This window comes from Shinella sp. 1A1 (genome assembly GCF_055379515.1).
The window spans coordinates 1096214-1116011 of sequence record NZ_AP039672.1; the positions used below are offsets into that span (position 1 = coordinate 1096214).

Annotated in this window: 20 protein-coding genes; 3 read left to right on the top strand and 17 right to left on the bottom strand. The window is 65.5% G+C overall.

Annotation, left to right across the window (positions count from 1 at the left end; all coding sequences use genetic code 11):
• Positions 1-41: 41 nt before the first annotated feature.
• The 4 genes from ACZ48C_RS21860 to ACZ48C_RS21875 all read right to left on the bottom strand — a co-directional run bounded on the left by ACZ48C_RS21860 (position 42) and on the right by ACZ48C_RS21875 (position 2966).
• Complete coding sequence (locus ACZ48C_RS21860) at positions 42-863, bottom strand: helix-turn-helix transcriptional regulator (RefSeq protein ID WP_119255127.1); 822 nt, start codon at positions 861-863, stop codon at positions 42-44.
• A 63-nt stretch (positions 864-926) separates the two neighbouring features.
• Positions 927-2162 carry a cysteine desulfurase-like protein gene (locus tag ACZ48C_RS21865; RefSeq protein WP_464782948.1) on the bottom strand — a complete coding sequence of 412 codons (1236 nt, stop codon included), beginning with the start codon at positions 2160-2162 and terminating at the stop codon, positions 927-929.
• 94 nt (positions 2163-2256) lie between these two features.
• A complete protein-coding gene (locus tag ACZ48C_RS21870; RefSeq protein WP_424549038.1) occupies positions 2257-2424 on the bottom strand; it encodes a hypothetical protein in 168 nt (55 codons plus the stop codon).
• A gap of 104 nt (positions 2425-2528) precedes the next feature.
• On the bottom strand, positions 2529-2966 hold the full coding sequence (locus ACZ48C_RS21875) for an Lrp/AsnC family transcriptional regulator (protein ID WP_119255129.1): 438 nt from the start codon (positions 2964-2966) through the stop codon (positions 2529-2531).
• Between the two features lie 119 nt (positions 2967-3085).
• Here ACZ48C_RS21875 and rocF point away from each other — a divergent pair, with 119 nt between their 5' ends.
• Both rocF and ACZ48C_RS21885 read left to right on the top strand, forming a co-directional pair.
• Positions 3086-4006, top strand: a complete 921-nt coding sequence (gene rocF / locus ACZ48C_RS21880) for an arginase (protein WP_464782949.1) — start codon at positions 3086-3088, stop codon at positions 4004-4006.
• A 26-nt stretch (positions 4007-4032) separates the two neighbouring features.
• Positions 4033-5094, top strand: coding sequence for an ornithine cyclodeaminase (locus ACZ48C_RS21885; protein ID WP_464782950.1), 1062 nt, complete (start codon positions 4033-4035; stop codon positions 5092-5094).
• An 84-nt stretch (positions 5095-5178) separates the two neighbouring features.
• Here the strand turns inward: ACZ48C_RS21885 and ACZ48C_RS21890 are convergent, their stop codons facing one another.
• The 7 genes from ACZ48C_RS21890 to ACZ48C_RS21920 all read right to left on the bottom strand — a co-directional run bounded on the left by ACZ48C_RS21890 (position 5179) and on the right by ACZ48C_RS21920 (position 12884).
• Positions 5179-6327 carry an alpha-hydroxy acid oxidase gene (locus ACZ48C_RS21890; RefSeq protein WP_464782951.1) on the bottom strand — a complete coding sequence of 383 codons (1149 nt, stop codon included), beginning with the start codon at positions 6325-6327 and terminating at the stop codon, positions 5179-5181.
• Between the two features lie 108 nt (positions 6328-6435).
• Positions 6436-7227, bottom strand: a complete 792-nt coding sequence (locus ACZ48C_RS21895; protein WP_464782952.1) for an L-fucose dehydrogenase — start codon at positions 7225-7227, stop codon at positions 6436-6438.
• Positions 7227-8501 (bottom strand): L-fuconate dehydratase, encoded by a 1275-nt coding sequence (locus ACZ48C_RS21900; RefSeq protein ID WP_464782953.1) that lies wholly within the window; start codon positions 8499-8501, stop codon positions 7227-7229. Before ACZ48C_RS21900 ends, ACZ48C_RS21895 begins: the two co-directional genes overlap by 1 nt.
• A gap of 110 nt (positions 8502-8611) precedes the next feature.
• On the bottom strand, positions 8612-9556 hold the full coding sequence (locus ACZ48C_RS21905; protein WP_424549033.1) for an ABC transporter substrate-binding protein: 945 nt from the start codon (positions 9554-9556) through the stop codon (positions 8612-8614).
• Between the two features lie 66 nt (positions 9557-9622).
• Positions 9623-10600 carry an ABC transporter permease gene (locus ACZ48C_RS21910; protein ID WP_119255136.1) on the bottom strand — a complete coding sequence of 326 codons (978 nt, stop codon included), beginning with the start codon at positions 10598-10600 and terminating at the stop codon, positions 9623-9625.
• Positions 10601-10616: 16 nt separating this feature from the next.
• Positions 10617-12122 carry a sugar ABC transporter ATP-binding protein gene (locus ACZ48C_RS21915; protein ID WP_119255137.1) on the bottom strand — a complete coding sequence of 502 codons (1506 nt, stop codon included), beginning with the start codon at positions 12120-12122 and terminating at the stop codon, positions 10617-10619.
• Positions 12123-12146: 24 nt separating this feature from the next.
• On the bottom strand, positions 12147-12884 hold the full coding sequence (locus ACZ48C_RS21920; RefSeq protein WP_119255138.1) for an SDR family oxidoreductase: 738 nt from the start codon (positions 12882-12884) through the stop codon (positions 12147-12149).
• 121 nt (positions 12885-13005) lie between these two features.
• On the opposite strand from ACZ48C_RS21920, the gene ACZ48C_RS21925 reads away from it, so the two are divergent.
• A complete protein-coding gene (locus tag ACZ48C_RS21925; protein WP_119255139.1) occupies positions 13006-13794 on the top strand; it encodes an IclR family transcriptional regulator in 789 nt (262 codons plus the stop codon).
• Positions 13795-13818: 24 nt separating this feature from the next.
• On the opposite strand, the gene ACZ48C_RS21930 is transcribed toward ACZ48C_RS21925, so the two are convergent.
• The 6 genes from ACZ48C_RS21930 to ACZ48C_RS21955 are packed head-to-tail and all read right to left on the bottom strand — an operon-like array spanning position 13819 to position 19745.
• Positions 13819-14577 carry an iron ABC transporter ATP-binding protein gene (locus tag ACZ48C_RS21930; protein ID WP_464782954.1) on the bottom strand — a complete coding sequence of 253 codons (759 nt, stop codon included), beginning with the start codon at positions 14575-14577 and terminating at the stop codon, positions 13819-13821.
• On the bottom strand, positions 14574-15515 hold the full coding sequence (locus ACZ48C_RS21935) for an iron chelate uptake ABC transporter family permease subunit (protein WP_464782955.1): 942 nt from the start codon (positions 15513-15515) through the stop codon (positions 14574-14576). The genes ACZ48C_RS21930 and ACZ48C_RS21935 overlap by 4 nt, the downstream gene beginning before the upstream one ends.
• Positions 15508-16482 (bottom strand): ABC transporter permease, encoded by a 975-nt coding sequence (locus ACZ48C_RS21940; protein WP_464782956.1) that lies wholly within the window; start codon positions 16480-16482, stop codon positions 15508-15510. The genes ACZ48C_RS21935 and ACZ48C_RS21940 overlap by 8 nt, the downstream gene beginning before the upstream one ends.
• Positions 16482-17384, bottom strand: coding sequence for a siderophore ABC transporter substrate-binding protein (locus ACZ48C_RS21945; RefSeq protein WP_464782957.1), 903 nt, complete (start codon positions 17382-17384; stop codon positions 16482-16484). The genes ACZ48C_RS21940 and ACZ48C_RS21945 overlap by 1 nt, the downstream gene beginning before the upstream one ends.
• 33 nt (positions 17385-17417) lie before the next feature.
• A complete protein-coding gene (locus ACZ48C_RS21950; RefSeq protein ID WP_318912917.1) occupies positions 17418-17714 on the bottom strand; it encodes a DUF2218 domain-containing protein in 297 nt (98 codons plus the stop codon).
• Between the two features lie 57 nt (positions 17715-17771).
• Entirely contained in the window at positions 17772-19745 is a 1974-nt protein-coding gene (locus ACZ48C_RS21955) for a TonB-dependent receptor domain-containing protein (RefSeq protein WP_464782958.1), read from the bottom strand.
• Positions 19746-19798: the final 53 nt, after the last annotated feature.

Consider the following 19798-nt stretch of genomic DNA (forward strand, 5'->3'; position numbering starts at 1 on the left):
CGCGCCCCTACCCGCCGCGAATTCCTCTGCCGCGAATTCCTCTAAAGATTGAGGCTGCGCAGGAAGGCGGAGAACAGTTCCTGCTGGGTCGACAGGTTGAGCTTGGCGTAGAGCTTCTGCCGGTGCGTCTTCACCGTCGCGATCGAGATGCCGAGGTGATAGCTGATCGATTCGCTGGAATGCCCCTTCAGGATGAGAAGCGCCACCTCCCGCTCGCGCGGGCTCAGCAGACCATGGCCGAAATCGCTGAAGAGATGGTCGATGGCGCGGGGCTGCTGGTGATTGCCACTGCGGCCGAGATGTGCCCACAGCCGCCGGAAGACCGCCGTGATCAGCGGATGCGCCTCCCGCAGCCGCGCCACGGATGCCTCGTCGAAGCCGCCTTCGCTGCGGATGCGCGACAGGCTGATCTCCGCCATGTCACCGCCCGGCAGGTCCATGGCGATGAGCAATTCCTCCATGCCTTCCGGCCATCCATGGGTGCGGTAGCCCAGTTCCTCGTCCTCGTGACGGCGGATTTCCAGACCGTGATAAAGACCGGAATCGAGATAATTGTCGGGGGCGAGATCCCGCATCAGATAGACGCCGGCCGGCAGGCCGGCGAGATAGGCGTTATAGAAGGGATTGAGCAGGTAGGTGCCGGCGATGAAAAACTGGACCGCACGCTTGGCCCGTGGGCCCGAGAACGTATCGAAGACGTAGCTCGGGCCGCCCTCGCGCCGATGCACCACCGAAAGGGCAAGCTGGAAGGGCGCGACCGCCCCGATGGCTGCCAGAAGCGCCGGCGCACCGTCGGGCTGGTCATAGCGGTCGAGCGCATGGGCGAAGGGCGCTACCCAGTTGGCGGCGGGCGATTCTGGCATGGGTCCATCTGCTAAACTCCCGAAGGAAAACGATTACTTACGCTCCTTTACGACAGGCTGTCGCTAGGCGACAAGCCTTTCGATCGCCGTGAGCGTGCGCTCGATCTCCTCGGCGGTATTGTAGTGGGCGATGCCGATGCGGACGACGCCCTCGTCTTCCGGCAGGCCGAGATGGCGGGCGGGCTCCAGCGCGTAATTGTGGCCGGACCAGATATTGATGTCCTCCGCCGCCAGCGCCTCGGCGAAGCGATGCGTCGAGACGCGCTCGTGGGTAAAGGAGATCGTCGGCACGCGGTGGGCGAAGAGGTTGGGATTGGCGATGCCGACCAGCCGGACGCCCGGAAGGGCCATCAGCCCGCTGATCAGCCGGCGCGTCAGGGCCGCTTCGTAGGAATCGAAGGACTGGTAGGCGCCTGCCATGCGCTCGCGCCGCGTGCCGGCATGACCATTCGCCTCGCCCGCCCAGGCGAGATAGTCGATCGTCGCGGTGAGGCCGGCGAGAAGCTCCGTCTGCGGCGTCCCCGTGCAGAAGCGGTCCGGAATATCGTCGCTCTGGCAGCGCACGCGATGGGGCGGCAGCGCGCGCAGCAACTCCTCCCGTCCCCACAGCACGCCGAGATGCGGGCCGAAGAACTTGTAGGAGGAGCAGACGAGGAAATCGCAGCCAATCGCCTGCACATCCGGCAGGCGATGCGGCGCGAGCTGCACCGCGTCGATCCAGACGAGCGCGCCCGCCGCCTTGGCCAGCGCCGTCAGCGCGGCGACGTCGTTGATGCTGCCGGTCATGTTGGACGCATAGTTGAGCGCGAGGAACTTCGTGCGCGGCGTGAGAAGGGCCGCAAGGTCCTCCGGCTCGATACGCCAGCTTTCCGTGTTGAAGGGAAGCCACTTCACCACCAGCCCGTAGGCTTCGGCCATCGCCAGCCAGGGCGAGACGTTTCCTTCATGGTCCATCCGCGTGACGATGATCTCGTCGCCGGGCGAAAACGTCCTGCCGATGACGCGCCCCATCTGGAAGGCGAGCGTCGTCATGTTCGGGCCGATGATCATCTCCTGCCAGGAGGCCGCGTTGACGAATTCCGCCGCCGCATCGTGCGCCGTCCGCCAGATGGCGTCCGCGCGCTGCGAGGCGGCGAACCGGCCGCCGAGATTGGCGGATGCCGTCGCCATCGCATCGGCCACGGCCGCGATGACAGGCCGGGGAACGAGCGTTCCGGCGGGATTGTCGAGATAAGCGGTGCGGGAGCCGTCGAGGGCCGGGAAGGAAGCGCGGATCAGGTCGATGGGATAGGCGGTCATGGTCGGCACCCTTTGCAGAATACTGTATCTGCCTCCTGTGTGCCGCTTTCCGCCGGGCGCCGCCATCCTCCTAGAAGATGAGGGCAAGGCCGCCTCAGGTCCGTCCCGCGACCGCAACCGGCGTTGCCGAGGAAAAGGCGCTACCATGCGAGATGACCGGCTTTGCCGCCATTTCCCCTCTTACGTTCCGCAGCGCCATGGCGGAAACGACCGCGGCCAGCAGAATGGCTGTCAGCGACAGGTAGAACACGGCATCGTCCATTTTCCGGTGTGCAGGCATGGCGTGGCGTCCGGCTTGGTGAGGGTGGCCTTCCCCGGCAGCTTACGCCGATATCCGCCTCCAAGTCACCCGCCGATGCAGTCAGCCTAGAGCTTTGCCCTTGTCGAGCGCGGCGTCGACAGGAGAAGGCTGGTTTCGCTGCCGGTAATGCCGGGCACGAGGCGGATCTTGCGCAGGACGGCGTCGAAATCGGCAAGGCTCGCGGCGCTGAGCTCGACCAGCAGATCCCAGCGGCCGTTCGTCGTGTGGATCTGCGAGATTTCCGGGAAGCCGCCGAGCGTGCGGATCACGCGGTCGGTCACGTGGCCCTCGATCTCGATCATCATGACGCCGCGCACGACGTCCTCCAGCGCATCGGCGCGCAGCATCACCGTATAGCCAAGAATGGTGCCGTCCTCCTCCATGCGCTCGATGCGGCCGCGCACGGTCGCCCGCGAGGCGCCGGTTTCGAGAGCAAGGTCCGAGACGGAGCGGCGGCCGTTGCCGCGCAGGAGCGTGACGATCTTCCGGTCGAGGTCATCCATGTCAATCTGGTCTCCTGGCTTTCCAATCTGACCAATATGCCATTCCGATATGCCAAAATTCAATATTCAGTCTGCCAGTTACGCTTTCTACAATGGGGAAAACGGAACGGGAGTACACCATGGACTGCACGCTGATCGGCGCCCCCTTGCAAATCGGTGCGGGGCAGCTTGGCTGCGAGATGGGGCCGAGCGCCCTGCGCATCGCCGGCCTTCGCACCGCGCTGGAGGAACTCGGCCACACCGTGAAGGACATCGGCAATGTCAGCCCCCGCCCCTTCGCCGAAATGCCGCATCCGAACAAGGCCGTGCACCACCTCGGCGAGACGGTCGCCTGGGTCGAGGCGCTTTCGGCGGCGGCCTACGAGCACAGCAGGGGCGGCATGCCCATCTTCCTTGGCGGCGACCATGCGATCTCCGCCGGCACCGTGCCGGGCCTTGCGCGCCGCGCCGCCGAACTCGGCCGGCCGCTCTTCGTGCTCTGGCTCGACGCGCATACAGACTTCCACAGCCTCGAGACGACCACCAGCGGCAATCTGCACGGCACACCGGTCGCCTATTATACCGGCCAGGCCGGCTTCGGCAGCTACTTCCCGGAGCTCGCCCATGCGGTTCCGACCGAAAACGTCTGCATGATCGGTATCCGCAGCGTCGATCCCGCCGAGCGGGCGGCGATCCGCAGGACCGGCATCACCGTGCACGACATGCGCGTGATCGACGAGCACGGCGTCGCCGTCCTCGTGCGCAGCTTCATCGAGCGCGTCCGGGCCGCAAACGGCCTGCTGCATGTCAGCTTCGACGTCGATTTCCTGGAGCCGGACATCGCGCCGGCCGTCGGCACCACCGTGCCGGGCGGCGCGACGTTCCGCGAGGCGCACCTGATCATGGAAATGCTCCATGACAGCGACCTCGTGACGAGCCTCGACATCGTCGAATTGAACCCGTTCCTCGACGAGCGCGGCAAGACCGCCAAGCTGCTCGTCGATCTCATTTCCAGCCTGATGGGCAAGCGGGTGATGGATCGCCCGACGCTCGCGGGCTGAATATCGTTGTTCTGGTTGGAGGGAAAATGAACACGGATCCGAAATTGAACGTCGTCCCGTTCGTCAGCGTGGACCACATGATGAAGCTGGTGCTGAAGGTCGGCATCGACCGGTTCCTGACGGAGCTGGCGGCCACCATCGAGGAGGATTTCCGCCGCTGGCCGGTCTTCGACAAGACGCCACGCGTCGCCTCGCATTCGCAGGAGGGCGTCATCGAGCTGATGCCGACCAGCGACGGCACGCTCTACGGCTTCAAATATGTCAACGGCCACCCGAAGAACACCCGCGACGGCCGCCAGACCGTGACGGCCTTCGGCGTGCTCTCGGATGTCGGCAACGGCTATCCGATGTTGCTGACTGAGATGACGATCCTGACGGCGCTGCGCACCGCGGCGACCTCGGCCGTCGCGGCAAAGTACCTCGCCCGGCCGAACGCCCGCACCATGGCGATCATCGGCAACGGCGCGCAGAGCGAATTCCAGGCCCGCGCCTTCAAGTCGCTGCTCGGCATCGACAAGCTGCGCCTTTATGACATAGACGCCTCGGCGACGAAGAAATGCGCGCGCAACCTTGCGGGCCTCGGCTTCACCATCGTCGAATGCGGCTCGGTCGAGGAGGCCGTCGAGGGTGCGGACATCATCACCACCGTCACGGCCGACAAGCAATATGCGACGATCCTCTCCGACAACCATGTCGGCCCCGGCGTGCACATCAACGCGGTCGGCGGCGACTGCCCGGGCAAGACCGAACTCAGCAAGGACATCCTGCTGCGCTCGGACATCTTCGTCGAATATCCGCCGCAGACCCGCATCGAGGGCGAGATCCAGCAGCTTGCGGCCGATCATCCCGTCATCGAACTCTGGGAGGTCATGACCGGCGCAACGCAAGGCCGCAGGAGCGCGGACCAGATCACGCTCTTCGACAGCGTCGGCTTCGCCACCGAGGACTTCTCGGCCCTTCGCTACGTGCGGGAGAAGATCGCCGAACACGACATGTTCACGGAACTCGACCTCCTCGCCGATCCCGACGAGCCGCGCGACCTCTACGGCATGCTGCTGCGCTGCGAGAAGAAGCTCAACGCCGCCTGAGAAGAACGCCGGTGAAAATGCGACCGCCCGGCTTGCCGAAAGGCAGGCCGGGCGGAACTGCGTTCAATACGTGGAGCGGATGCGTTACGTGCGGAACCGCAGGTTGCTGGTCGAAAGGCGATCGACGGTGGCGCAGCCCATGAGCTTCATGCCGCGCTCGATTTCCGTTTTCATCAGCGACAGCGACCGCTCGACGCCGGCCCGGCCGGCAGCAGCCAGCGGGAAAAGATAGTAGCGCCCCACGCCGACGGCCTTCGCCCCCAGCGACAGGGCCTTCAGGACATGCGTGCCGCGCTGGACGCCGCCGTCCATCATGACATCGATGCGGTCGCCGACCGCCTCGACGATTTCCGCGAGCTGGTCGAACCCGCTGCGCGAACCGTCGAGCTGCCGCCCGCCATGGTTCGACAGGACGATGCCGGTGCAGCCGATATCGACGGCACGCCTCGCATCCTCCACCGTCATGATCCCCTTGAGGCAGAAATGGCCGCCCCACTCCTTCACCATCTCGGCGACATCGTCCCAGTTCATCGCCGGGTCGAGCATCTCCGTGAAGTAGCGGCTGATCGACATCGTTCCGCTGCCCATGTCGACATGGCTTTCCAGTTGCGGCAGGCGGAATTTCTCATGCGTGAAATAGTTGAGCGCCCAGCCCGGCTTGACCGCGAACTGCGCCATCCCGGCGAGATTCAGCCGGAACGGGATCGCAAAGCCGGTCCGCTGGTCCCGCTCGCGGTTTCCGCCGGTGATGCTGTCGACGGTCAGCATCATGACCTCGACGCCGGCCTGCTTCGCGCGCGCCATCATGTCCCGGTTGAGACCGCGATCCTTGTGGAAGTAGAATTGATAGACCTGCGGCGCGCTGCTGATGCGCCGCGCCTCCTCCAGGCTGATCGTGCCGAGCGAGGAAACGCCGAACATCGTGCCGAACCTGTTCGCCGCATGGGCGACCGCCCGCTCGCCCTCGTGATGAAACAGGCGCTGGAGCGCGGTGGGCGAGCAATAGACCGGCATGGCCAGTTTCTGCCCCATCACCGTCACCGACATGTCGACGTCGCTGACCCCGTTGAGGACGCTCGGCAGGAGATCGCAGGCTTCGAAAGCCGCCGTGTTGCGCCTGTAGGTGACCTCGTCATCCGCCGCGCCGTCGATATAGTTGAAGATCGGGCCGGGAAGACGCTTTTTGGCCAGGCGGCGGAAATCGTGGAAATTGTAGCAATCAGAAACCCGCATGGCCGACCTTGATCATCTCTCGTCATCAAAAGCACGTCATAGCAGCGCGCCGTGTGTCCAACTAGGCCTCCCGCGGCCTTGTGGACAAGCGGGCGGCAAAGAAAATCCTCAATCGGCTGCGGGATTTTCCCCCGCATGCCCGCGAATTGCCCTGTCGAGATGCGTATAGCCGCCATCCGGGAAAAGCCACTGTCCCGTCATGTGACTGGCGCGGCCCGACAGCAGGAAGGCGCAGGTGTCGCCGATCTCGCGCGCGGTCGTCATGCGCTGGCCGAGCGGAATGCGCCGGACGATCTCCTCGAGGGCCGCCTCGCCATCCGGCAGGGTATCCAGCCAGCGCCGGTAGAGCGGCGTCATCACCTCGGCGACGACGATGGCATTGACGCGCACGCCGTCGGCCAGGAACTCGACCGCCCATTCGCGCGTGAGCCCGAGTTGCGCGGCCTTGGCTGCGACATAGGCCGAGGTGCCGCCCTGCCCGGTCAGCGCCGTCTTGGAGCTGATGTTGACGATGGCGCCGCGCGCCGCCCGCAGGTCGTCCTGCAACAGATGGACCATCGTGTAATAGTGGACGAGGTTCTGGTTGAGGCTGTCGCGAAAGGCGTCCGGCCCCTTGCCGATGCCGACGCCGTCATTGGCGCCCGCATTGTTGACGAGGCCGTGAACGGCGCCGCACCGCGACCGGACGGTCTCGATCGCGCGCCGGCAGGCCGTATCGTCGGAAAGTTCCGCCTGCACGAACTCGGCGCCGGTGCGGCGCAGCCAGTCCGCGTCGGGCGCCCGTCGGGCGATGATGACGGGCCGGGCGCCCTCCTCCGACAGCACTTCCGTGATGCCGGCGCCGATGCCCGAGCCGCCGCCGGTCACCACGACGACCTTGCCTTGAAGCCCGAGGTCCATCATGCCCCCCGGAAACGGTAGGTTTCGAGGCTGTCCCGCTTCATCTCGATGGAGAAGCCCGGCGCCTGCGGCGGCATATAGGCCGCGTCGCGGATGATGCAGGGATCGACGAAATGCTCGTGGAGGTGATCGACGAACTCGATGACCCGCCCTTCCCGCGTCCCGGCGATGCAGAGATAGTCGATCATCGACATGTGCTGGACATACTCGCACAGGCCGACGCCGCCCGCATGGGGGCAGACCTTCAGCCCGTATTTCGCGGCCATCAGCATCACGGCGAGAACCTCGTTGAGCCCGCCCAGCCGGCAACTGTCGATCTGCACGACATCGATGGCGCCGCGCATGATGAACTGCTTGAACATGATGCGGTTCTGGCACATCTCGCCGGTCGCGACCTGGACGGGCGCGACGGCCTCGCGGATCTTGCGGTGACCTTCCACGTCGTCGGGGCTCGTCGGTTCCTCGATGAACCACGGCTTGACGAAGGCGAGTTTTTTCACCCAGTCGATCGCCTGGTCGACTTCCCAGACCTGGTTGGCGTCGATCATCAGGTTGACGTCGGGGCCGACTTCGTCCCGGGCGATGGTGAGGCGGCGGATATCGTCGTCGAGGTCGCGGCCGACCTTCATCTTGATGTGCTTGAAGCCCGCATCGACGGCTTCGCGGCAAAGGCGGCGCAGCTTGGCGTCGTCATAGCCGAGCCAGCCGGCGGAGGTCGTGTAGCAGGGGTAACCCTCGGCCTTCAGCGTCGCGATGCGTTCCTGCTTGCCCTTGGCCTGCTCCGTCAGGAATTCGAGTGCCCATTCGGGCGTGATGCAGTCTGTCAAGTAGCGGAAGTCGATGCAGCGCACGAGGTCCTCGGGCGACATCTCGGCGACGAGCTGCCAGACCGGCTTGCCCTCGATCTTGGCCCAGAGGTCCCAGACCGCATTGACCACCGCGCCGGTGGCGAGGTGGATGACGCCCTTGTCCGGACCGACCCAGCGCAACTGGCTGTCGGAGGTGATATGCCGCCAGAAGCGTCCCATGTCCTGCGCCACCCACGCCATGTCGAGACCGACGACGAGCGGGCGCAGCGCCTCGATGGCCGCCACGCAGATCTCGTTGCCGCGGCCGATGGTGAAGGTCAGACCGTGGCCTTCGTGCGGGCTGTCGGACTCCAGGATCACATAGGCCGCCGAATAATCCGGATCCGGATTCATCGCGTCGGATCCATCCAGATGCTGGCTTGTCGGGAAGCGCACGTCCATAGTGCGAAGACCGGTAATCTTCATGCCTTCATAACCTTCTGCATTTTTTCGCGGAGTGCTTCGGTGCCGAGCCGGATCGTACGCCGCGTCTCGGAAAGGGCCCGGAGACCTCGGTCCCCGGGCCGGATTTTAGATCAATCGTAGAGAACGGCGGAGATTTCCGGCGAGTCGATATTGGTCTTGTCGTACCAGTAGAAGCCGGTATCGATGTTCTTCTCGACCTTCTCGCCCTTGGCGGCGGCAACGGCGGCCTTGACCGTCTCGTAGCCGATGCCGACCGGGTTCTGCGTGATCGCGCCGGCCATGGAGCCGTCACGGATCGCGTCCTTCTGGGCCTTGCCGGAGTCGTAACCGACGACCACCACCTTGGCGCCAGCTTCCTTCACGCCGTTGACGACGCCGATGGCCGAGCCTTCGTTGGTGCCGAAGATGCCCTTGATGTCGGGATTGGCGGTCAGGATCGCCTTGGTGATCTCCGTCGACTTCAGATGGTCGCCGCCACCGTATTCGATGGTGACGATCTCGACATTCGGATGGCTCTCCTTCATCCGGTTGACGAAGCCGTCGCGGCGGTCGACGCCGGTGCGCGAGGTCTGGTCGTGGGCGACCACGGCAACCTTGCCGGCATCGCCGATCAGCTCGGCGAGCTTGTCGGCGGCAAGCGCGGCCGCCGCGATGTTGTCCGTCGAGGCCGTCGCGACCGGGATGTCGCTATCGACGCCGGAGTCGAAGGCGATGACCGGGATCTTGGCGTCCTGAGCTTGCTTGAGAAGCGGAATGGCCGCCTGGCTGTCGAGCGCGGCAAAGCCGATGGCGGCCGGCTTCTTGGCGAGGGCTGCGGCCAGCATGTCGATCTGCTTGTCGACCTGGCTTTCGTTATCCGGCCCCTCGAACGTCACCTCGACGCCGAGTTCCGCACCGGCCTTGTCGGCGCCGGCCTTCACGGCCTGCCAGAACTGATGCTGGAAGCCCTTCGAAATGAGCGGCACGTAGAGCTTGTCCTGTGCGCCCGCTCCCGTCGCCGCACCGAGCAGCGAGATTGCTGCGACCGCACCAAGTAGAGTCCGTCTCGTGAACATGTTTTCCTCCTTGTGTTCACACTGCATGAACTTATCGACCGTCCGGAGGCCTCGGCCTCCCTCCGGTTATTTCGCCTCGCGCCGGCGCATCTGGTCGGCATAGACCGCGATGATGATGATGGCGCCGGTGACGACCGTCTGCCATTCCGGCGCGACGGAAAGCACGCGCAGGCCATTGGTCAGCACCGACATGATCAGCGCGCCGATCAGCGTGCCGAGAATGGTGCCGCGCCCGCCGGCAAGGCTGGTGCCGCCGATGACCACGGCCGCGATCGCCTCCAGCTCGTAGCCGAGGCCGAGCGCGGGCTGGGCGGAGTTCAGCCGGCTGGCGATGAGAAGGCCGCCGATGCCGCAGATCGCGCCGGACAGCGTGTAGATGGCGATCTTCCAGAAATTCGTGTTGACGCCCGAAAGGCGCACCGCTTCCTCGTTGGAGCCGAGCGCGAAGGTGTAGCGGCCGAGCACCGTGCGGCTGAGGATCCACGAGGTGATGCCCGCGACGATGAAGAGCACCAGCACCCCGTTCGGCACGGGAAAGGCCGGAACGAGCTGGCCGATCAGCGAGCCCTGCGCGATCAGGGTGAAGCCGGGCGTGTCGTTGAAATAGATCGGCTTGGTGCCCGTGACGATCAGCGACAGGCCCTTGAGCACCAGCATCATGCCGAGGGTGGCGATGAAGGGCGGTATCTTCATGCGGGCGACCAGACCGCCGGAAACGAAGCCGCAGAAGGCGCCCGTGCCGATTGCCGCCAGCACGCCGAAGGGCAGCGGCATGCCCGCCCAGGTCAGCACCACGCCCGTCATCACCGCGCAGAAGGTCATCAGCGTGCCGATGGACAGGTCGATGCCGCCGGTGATGATGATCATCGTCACGCCCACGGCGAGGACCCCGTTGACCGAGGTGGCCTGCAGGATCGCCATGATGTTGGAGACCTGGAAGAAGTTCGGGCTGGCCAGCGAGAAGCCGATCAGCAGCACGATGAGGCTGGCAAAGGCCAGGATTTTCTGCTGCGCGCTGCCGCGCAGGCTTGCCTTTTCACTCATAGTTCCCGTGTCCCCCTCAGGCAGCAGTCTTGCCGTTGCGTTGCGTTGCCAGTTCCATGATCCTCTCCTGCTCCGCCCCGCCGGGCAGGATGCCGGTCAGGCGCCCCTCGCACATGACGGCGATGCGATGGGAGAGCCGCAACACCTCGGGCAGCTCGCTGGAAATGACGATGATCGCCTTGCCGGCGGCGGCCAGTTCGTTGAGCAGCCGGTAGATCTCCGCCTTGGCGCCGACGTCGATGCCGCGCGTCGGCTCGTCGAAGATCAGGATGTCGCAGTCACGCAGCAGCCATTTCGCGATGACCACCTTCTGCTGGTTGCCGCCCGAGAGCAGCCGCACCTCCTGCCGGTCGCCCGGCGTGCGGATGGCGAGCTTCCGGATATAGTCCTTCGCCACAAGGGCCAGCGCGGCCTCGTCGATCCTGCCGATGGCATCGGAATGACGTCGAAGGCTCGCCATGGCGATGTTGGCGCGCACATCCATGCCGAGCGCAAGGCCATAATGCTTGCGGTCCTCGGACAGATAGCCAATCCCCGCGCGCACGGCCTCGGCCGGGCTCGTGATGCGCAGGGGCTTTCCGTGGACGCGGATCTCGCCGCTGTCTATCGGCTCGGCGCCGAAGATGGCGCGGGCAAGCTCGGTGCGTCCCGCACCCATCAGGCCGGCAAAGCCGAGGATCTCGCCTTTCCTGAGGCTGAAGCTGATCTCCTTCAGCTCGTGCCCGCGGCTGACATTGATCACCTCCAGCGCCGTATCGGCCCCGGAAAGATCGGGGATCGTCACCGCCTCGTCGGTCAGTTCGCGGCCGACCATCATGGAGATGATCCTGGAGATCGGCGTCTCCTCCGCCGCGACCGTCCCGACATAGGCGCCGTCGCGCATGACCGTCACCCGGTCGGAGATGCGCTTGATCTCATCCATCTTGTGGCTGATGTAGATAATGCCGACACCCTCGGCCTTGAGGCGACGGATGATGGTGAAGAGCTCGGCGATCTCCGCGTCGTTGAGCGCGGCCGTCGGCTCGTCCATGATCAGCACGCGCGAGCGGTAGCTCAGCGCCTTGGCGATCTCCACCATCTGCTGGCGGGCGATGGTGAGGCCGGCGACGGGCGTGCGGGGATCCATGTGGATATTCATGCTTGCGAAGATGGCGGCGGTGTCCGCGTTCAGCTTCGCCTCGTCGAGCCGGCCGAAGGAAAGGCGCGGCTCGCGGCCGATCCAGATGTTCTGCGCGACGGTGAGATCGCGCATCAGGGCGAGTTCCTGGTGGATGATGCCGATACCAAGGTCCTGCGCCGCCCTCGGCGTGGGGATCGACACCTCCTGACCATCGACGAGGATGCGGCCGCCATCGGGCCGGTAGACGCCGGACAGCACCTTCATCAGCGTCGACTTGCCGGCGCCGTTCTCGCCCATCAGCGCATGCACCTCGCCGGTCTGCAGATCGAAATCGACGGCTTTCAGCGCATGCACGCCGGGAAAGCTCTTGTCGATCCCCTCCATTCGCACCAGTTCGCTCATGACGCGCTCCTCCCCGTCAGGCTCTCAGATGGTGACGCCGCCATCCACCAGCATGGCCTGTCCCGAGACAAATCTACTCTCGTCGGACAAAAGGAAAACCACCATCGGAACGATATCGTCGACCGTCGCAAGACGCCCCATCGGCTGGCGCGCGATGAAATCCTTCTCAGCCTGCACCGGATCGGCCGAGGCCGCAATGCGCCCGCGCAACGAAGGCGTATCCACCGTGCCGGGGCACAGCGCATTGCAGCGGATGCCCTGCTTGACGAAATCGGCGGCGATTGCCTTCGTCAGGCCGATGACGGCCGCCTTGCTGGCGCCATAGGCCGTGCGGTTGGCAAAGCCTTTTATGGAGGACGCCATCGAGGCCATGTTGAGGATCGAGGCGGTTCCCGTTTTGGCGGCGCGGTCGAGCATGCCGGGCAGGCAGGCGCGTGTCAGGCGCATCATCGCCGTGACGTTGAGGTCGAAGGCGAAGGCCCAGTCCTCGTCCCTGATATCGAGAAGCGTGCCGTTGTGCACCACGCCAGCGCAGTTGAAGAGGCCGTCGAGCGGGCCGACCCGGGCCGCGATGGCCTCGACGGCGTCGGGCCGGGTCACGTCGAGCACAGCCGTCTCCACGCCTTCCAGCCCTTCCAGCAACGTCCCGTTGATATCCGTCGCGATCACGCGGGCACCCTCGTCCCGGCACGCAAGGGCGCTCGCCCTGCCGATGCCTTGGCCGGCTGCCGTCACAAGAACGGTCTTGTTTTGCAGGCGCATGGTTTCCTCCCCGCTCCCGTTTGTATATAAAACAATGTTTCACATACAAATCGCTTTGACAAGGTCGCCTCCTATGTCTTTTTTCAACAGGGTCGGTATGAGTGCTGGATCGGAGGGCATAATGGCAAGGAAGACGCTGAAGACGGAATCCGGGGAAGACCTCACTGCGGACGACAAGTACCGCGCGCCGGCGCTCGACAAGGGGCTGGACATCCTCGAGATCCTGGCGCGGCAGAGCGGCGGCATGACCCGGACGGAGATCGTGCGCGAGATGGGGCTCAGCCCCTCGCAGATTTTCCGCATGCTGGAGCGCCTGGTCGCGCGAGGCTATGTCGCCCGGTCGGAAGGCGGCGACCGGTACTCGCTGTCGATGAAGATGTTCGTCCTTGCCAATCACTATCCTCCCTACCGGCGGCTGGCGGCCAGCGCGCAGCCCTTGATGGACGACTTCGCGCGCCAGACGGACCAGTCCTGCCATCTCGTCATCCCGGAATTCGGAGCGGGCCTCATCATCGCCCAGGCGAGCCCCGTCTCCCATTGGGAATTTCGCGCCCGGGTCGGCAGCCAGCTCGACCTCTTCACGACGGGTTCGGGAATAGCCCTGGTCGCCTTCCAGGCGCCCGAGCGCGTGGAGGAAACGCTTCGCCAGTGGGGCGTCGCCTCCGCCGCCGCGCTCGCCGGCATCCAGGACCAGATCGATGCGGCCCGCCGGCAGGGCTATCGTCTCGGCGCTTCCGGCCAGTTCGTCGGCGTCACCGATATCAGCGCGCCCATCTTCGGCCCCGACGGCGACGCGACCGCCGTCCTGACCTGCGCCTTCATCCAGCATGTCGACGACACCAGAGCGCAGAAGCTGGACGACGCGCTGGCGCGCCTGCTGGCCCTCACGGACACGCTCAGGCTTCCCTGAAACGCGGCCTGCAGGCTTCGCCTGTCAGAGTTGATGCAGCACCAAAGGCTTGCCGTCCTTCATCTCCACCCGCATGCGGAAGCCGAAGACGGCTTCGAGGATGTCGGGCGTCAGGGTTTCGGCGGGCGTACCGTCGGCGACGACGCGGCCCTCCTTCATGGCGACGATACGGTCGGCATGGGCGCTGGCATGGTTGATATCGTGCAGAACGACGACGATCGTCTTGCCATCCCGGTCGGCGATGGCGCGCAGCGCGCGCATCAGCTCGCGGGCATAATACATGTCGAGATTGTTCAGCGGCTCGTCGAGCAGCAGGTAGCCGGTGTCCTGCGCGAACGCCATGGCGACGAGCGCGCGCTGGCGCTGGCCGCCGGACAGCGTTTCGATGAAGCGGTCGGCAAGATCGGTGAGGTCGAAGCGGGCGAGCGCAGCCTCGATAACGGCCCGGTCAGTCCCGGTGAGCCGGCCGCGCCCATGCGGAAAACGGCCGAAGCCGACGAGTTCGCGCACGGTGAGGCGGCTTGCGACCGTCGTGTCCTGCCGCAGGATCGCAACGACCCTGGCGAGTTCCCGACCAGAGGTCTCATACACCGGCAGGCCGTCGATCTCGATCGCCCCCGCCTGGAGCGGCTGCAGGCGCGCCATCAGGGAGAGCAGCGTGGATTTCCCCGCGCCGTTCGGGCCGATCAGCGCCACGACGCCGCCCTTCGGGATCGTCAGCGTGATGTCGCTGAGGATCGGCGTCGTCCGGTGCCTGAAGGAAACGTTCTCGATACGGATCATGCGCGGCTCCCGAGGATCAGCAGCAGGAGGAAGACAAGCCCGCCGACGAATTCGATGACGATGCCCAGCGCCGTGGCATTGCCGAGCGCATGCTGGAACAGCGTCTGCCCGCCGACAAGCGTGACGATGCCGGTGAGCGCGGCGGCCGGCAACAGCATTCCATGGCGGCGGGTGCCGACGATGCGCTCGGCAAGTGTCGCCACCAGCAGGCCGAACAGGGCCATCGGCCCGACGAGCGCGGTCGAAACGGCGATCAGCCCGGAGACGAGCAGCAGCAGGCCGGCCACCGTCGCCATCCAGTTCACGCCGAGCCCCGTTGCGGTGTCCGGCCCGAGCGAAATCACATCAAGCATATGGCGCGCGCGCCAGGCAGCGACCACACCGGCAAGCGTGAGGATCGCGGCAAAGGCGAGGAGATCGGTCCGCACCGCGTTGAAATTGGCATAGCTCATGACTTGCGCCACAGCGAAATCGTTGGGGCTTATGAGACGGGCAAGCAGGGACTGCAGGCTGCGGAACAGCACGCCGAGCACCACGCCGGCCAGCAGCATCAGCCCCATGTCGAGACGACGCTTCAGCATCGGCAGCAGCAGTGCCGAGGCAAGCGTCATGAGCAGCAGGATTTCCGCACCGAACTTGACCTGCGGGTCGAGTGTCGCATAGCCGACGCCGCCGAGCAGGAAGATCATCGCCATCTGGCCGAAGAGATAGAGCGCATCGAGCCCCATGATGGACGGGGTCAGGATACGGTTTCCGGTGACCGTCTGGAAGATCACCGTGGAGACGGCGACGGCGACCCCCACCTGTACGAGCGCGGCGAGTTTCAGGAGGCGCAGCTCCAGCACGAAGGCGATATTGCCCTTGAGGCCGATCGAAAGGAAGGCGACGGCGGCGACAAGCGCCGCGGCACCGAGGGCGAGCAGGCGGCGGTCAACCATGGCTGCCGCGCCGGAAGAGAAGCCAGAGGAAGAGCGCAGCGCCGACGACGCCCATCACGGTGCCCACCGGGATTTCGTAAGGGTAGCGGATGAGCCGCCCGACGATGTCGCAGGAGAGCACCAGCCCCGCCCCGCCGGCCGCCACCCAGCCGAGCGTGCCGCGCACATTGTCGCCCTTCAGGCGCGAGACGATATTCGGCACGGCAAGCCCGACGAAGGGGATCATGCCGACGACGACCACCGAGAGCGCGGTGATGAGGGAGACCAGCACGAGGCCGATCCGCATCATGCGCGCATAGTCGATGCCGAGGCCGATGCTGGCCTCGCGGCCGAGCGCCATGATGGTGAGGCGGTCGGCGACGAACCAGGCGACGGCGACCATCAGCGCGGTGATCCACAGGAGCTCGTAGCGCCCGCGCAGTACGCCGGAAAAGTCGCCATTGGTCCAGATCGAGAGGAATTGCAGGAGATCGGCCTGCCAGGCGATGAAGGTCGCCGCCGCCCCGACCACGCCGCCATAGACGATGCCGAAGAGCGGCACGAGGAAGGGCTGCGTCGGCGGCAGGCGGTGGGCCGTGAAGAGGAAGACGGAGGTGCCGGCAAGGGCTGCGATGCCCGCGACCAGCGTCTTCGCCCAGAGGGCCGCGCCGGGCAGGAGAAGCGTCACCACAAGGATGCCGAGTTCGGCGCTCTGGGCCGTGCCGGCCGTCGCCGGCTCGACGAAGCGGTTGCGCGACAGCGTCTGCATGATGAGCCCGGCGATCGCCAGCCCCGCACCGGCAAGCAGGGCCGCGAGCGTGCGCGGCAGCCGGCTGACGAGGAGGAGCTGCAGGGCTTCCGTATCGGACAGCACCCGGCCCGGCGACAACGGGCTGACGCCGACGAAGAGGCTCAGCACGCAGAGGATCGCGAGCCCCAGGCTCGCGACCACGCCGGTCCGCAGGGCTGACGGAGATGCCGCGATCATCATTTCGCGGCGGAGAAGCCGTCGGTTATTGCCGCCAGCACGCGGCCGAGGGACTGCACGCCGCCGTCGGCGATGTAGAATTCCGCGGCGGGCAGGTAGACGACCTGTCCCTTCTTCCAAGCGGTCGTCCCGGCCACCAGCTCGTTGTCGAGCGTGACCTTGGCGGCCTGTTCGCTGGAGGCGACGGCGACAGCGCGGTCGAGCACCAGCAGCCAGTCCGGGTTCGCCTCGCGGATGAATTCGAAGGACACCGCCTCGCCATGCGTCGCGGACTGTATATCCTCCATCGCCGGCAGCAGGCCGAGCACGCCATGCACCCAGCCGAAGCGCGAGCCCGGCCCGTAGGCGGAGACCTTTGGACCATTGGTCATGACGATCAGCGCCTTGCCCTTGCCGGCGACGGCCGCCTTTGCCGCGGCGAGTTTGGCGTCCAGCTCCTCTGCGGCGACCTTCGCCTCCTCTGCCTTGCCGAACAGGTCGCCATAGGTGGCAAGCCGCGCCTTGGCGTCAGCGAAGAGGTTGTCGCCGTCGATGGTCATGTCGAGCGTCGGCGCGACCCTGGCCGTTACCTCCGCCTTGGCCGCCGACCGGGACCCGACGATGACGAGATCGGGCGCGAGTGCGCTCAACGCCTCGAGATCCGGCTCGAACAGCGTGCCGACCGCCGTCGCATTTCCCTTCGCCGCTTCCAGCTCCGGCACGTAAAGCTTGTCGGGAACCCCGGCCGGATGGATGCCGAGCCGGTTCAGCGTGTCGATGGCCGCCGCGTCATAGACGGCGATCGTCTTCGGCACGCCTTCGACCGAGACCGTGCCGCGCGCCGTCGAGACATCCATGGCGCTTGCCGAAAGCGCGGAGAGGGCAAGTGCGGCGAAGGCGGGGAGGAAACGGGAAAATTTCATGGTTCACCTGTCATGCTGATCGTCCTGAAAAGGTCAGGCGGCCCTTGCCTGCCGCCAGTCGAGCGCCTCCAGTTTCTCGCGGAAGGCGAAGCGCAGCAGATGGGATTCGATGATTGCCTGCGTCTGGGCGAGCCCCTCCTCGTCCGCCGCGCTCACGGCCATGCTGAGGCCGCTCTCGTCTGCCTCGAGAACGGCTTCGCCGCGGGGAAAGCGACAGTCCCCACGGCTCTCCGTATAGGTGACGGCGATCTTGTGGGCAAAATGCTTGCAAAGCTGCACCAGATATTTCCGGCCGCTTGCGGTTTCGAGATAGGCGACGGATTCCTGCACGGACTATCCTTTCAGAACACGAGAACCCCTGCCGCCGAAGCGGCAGGGATCGGGAGATCAGAACTTCACGCCCGCATGCAGCGTGATCGTGCGGCCCGCCGCGTAGACCGGATCGATGCCACCGCGGTTCGAACTCGTGGCATAGCTCGACCGCTCGAAATACTTCCTGTCAAACAGGTTATCGACGCTGAGACGCAGGGTGACGTTCTCATAGGACGGCGGCGTCCACTCGGTATAAATGTTGACCACGGTATAGGACGGCTGGTCGTAGAAGCCGCTCGCCGTCGCCAGCGCGTCGGAGATCTTGCCGGCCCAGGCCACCGTCGTGCCGACCTTCATGTTGTAGTCGGGGATGGCGTGGTCGATGTAGAAGGTCGCCATGTCGCCGACCGGCATGAAGGTTCCGCTGTTCGGCAGGGCCGACTTGCCGCCCGCCGTCACCCTGGCATGGGTGAAGGTCGCGCCGAAGGTGGTCTCCTCCCATGTATAGCTCGCATTGAGCGTGACGCCGCGGCTGCGGTATTCGTTCGGATCGTTATTGAGCGAGGGCGCGTCGTAGTTCGGCAGGCCGTTGATGCGCGTGTCGAACAGCGTCACCCCGGCATTCCAGTCCTCGCCGCCGAAATTCGCACCGACCTTGAAGTTCTTCGCCGAGCCCGTGTCGAAGGACGGGTCGGTGTAGAACGCGTTGTCGCGCGCATGGACATAGCCGTAATCGCCGATGACGTAGCCGAGCCAGGTGCGCGAGGCGCCGGCGAAGACCTCGAAGCTCTCGGTGAACTTGTAGGCGACCGTCGCGTTCACGCTCGCGCCGCTGTCGGAGAAGCGCTTGTCGTCCCAGTCGTTAAAGCGGTGCGTGTCGTAGCGCGCGCCGGTCGAGACGTTGAAGCCGTTGTCGAATTCGAAGCGGCCCTGCGTGAAGACGCCGACCTGCGTGGTGTCGAAGTCGCGGTAGCGGCGATTGTTGTTGCCGTAATTGTCGGTGTGGTAATCGTGCTGGCCGAAATCGAGGCCGGCGGTGATCTTGCCGGAATCGATCGTGAAGGTGTTCTGGATCTTGCCGCCGTAAAGGTCCTCATTGAGGACCATGTTGCCGTTCGTGCGGTTCTGGTAGTTGGTCCGCCAGTAATCGTTCTGGCTGTAATACAGCATGAATTCGGGATCCCAGAGATCCGTCGGGGCGGTCGAGCTGTAGGTCAGCTTGACGGTGTCGCGGGCGACCTCCAGCGGGTGCAGCTCATCGCCGGCCAAGCCCATGTTCATCTTGATCAGGCGATCCGCCTTGTCGCGGCTGCGCTCGTAGCCGAGCTCGAAGCGGTTGTCCTCGATCTCGTAGCCGAGCTTGGCGAGGATGTTGCGGGCGGCCGGTTCCGTGCCCTTCACGACGTCGCCATGGCCGTCCTTGTAGTCCTTACCCTTCTGGCCGTGAGTCATGACGAACCAGTCGAAGTCGCCGACGCGGCCATAGGCCGCCGCACTGCCGGAAACGCCGCTGCCATTGGTGCCGACCGAAGTGCCGATCCGCGCGCCGAAATCCTTGCCGTCCTCCAGCAGGTCCTTCGCGCCGACCGTCTCGTAGCGCACCGCGCCGGCCGCCGCGGCAAAGCCGGAATCGGCCGCGGCCGCGCCCGCTTCCACCTCGACGCGCTTGAGGAAGGCGGGATCGATGACGCTGGAGCCCGTGTGGTGCCAGCTCGTCGCCGTCTGCGGCACGCCGTCGACAGTCACTGCAAGGTTGGACTGCTCCATGCCGAAGACGTGGATGCGCTTGGACGGCCCGCCGCCGCCCGATACGGTGATGGAGGACTGGCGCGAGAACAGCTCGGATACATTGGCCGGCTTCAGCTTCTCCAGCTCGTCCTCGGATACGACCGTGCCGCCCGTGGCGACCACGTTGTCGCGGCCCTGGTTGATGACGGTGATCGTATCGAGCACGGTCACCTCCTCCTGTTTCTTCTCCTCGGCGTGAAGGGCGGAAGACAAAGCGAGCAGGGAAACGCCGGCAAGCGGCATCAAGCGGGTGAATTTCATCTCGGTACTCCAGCCGGTCGATCGAAGGGGCGGGAAAGCCCCCTGCCTTCGCT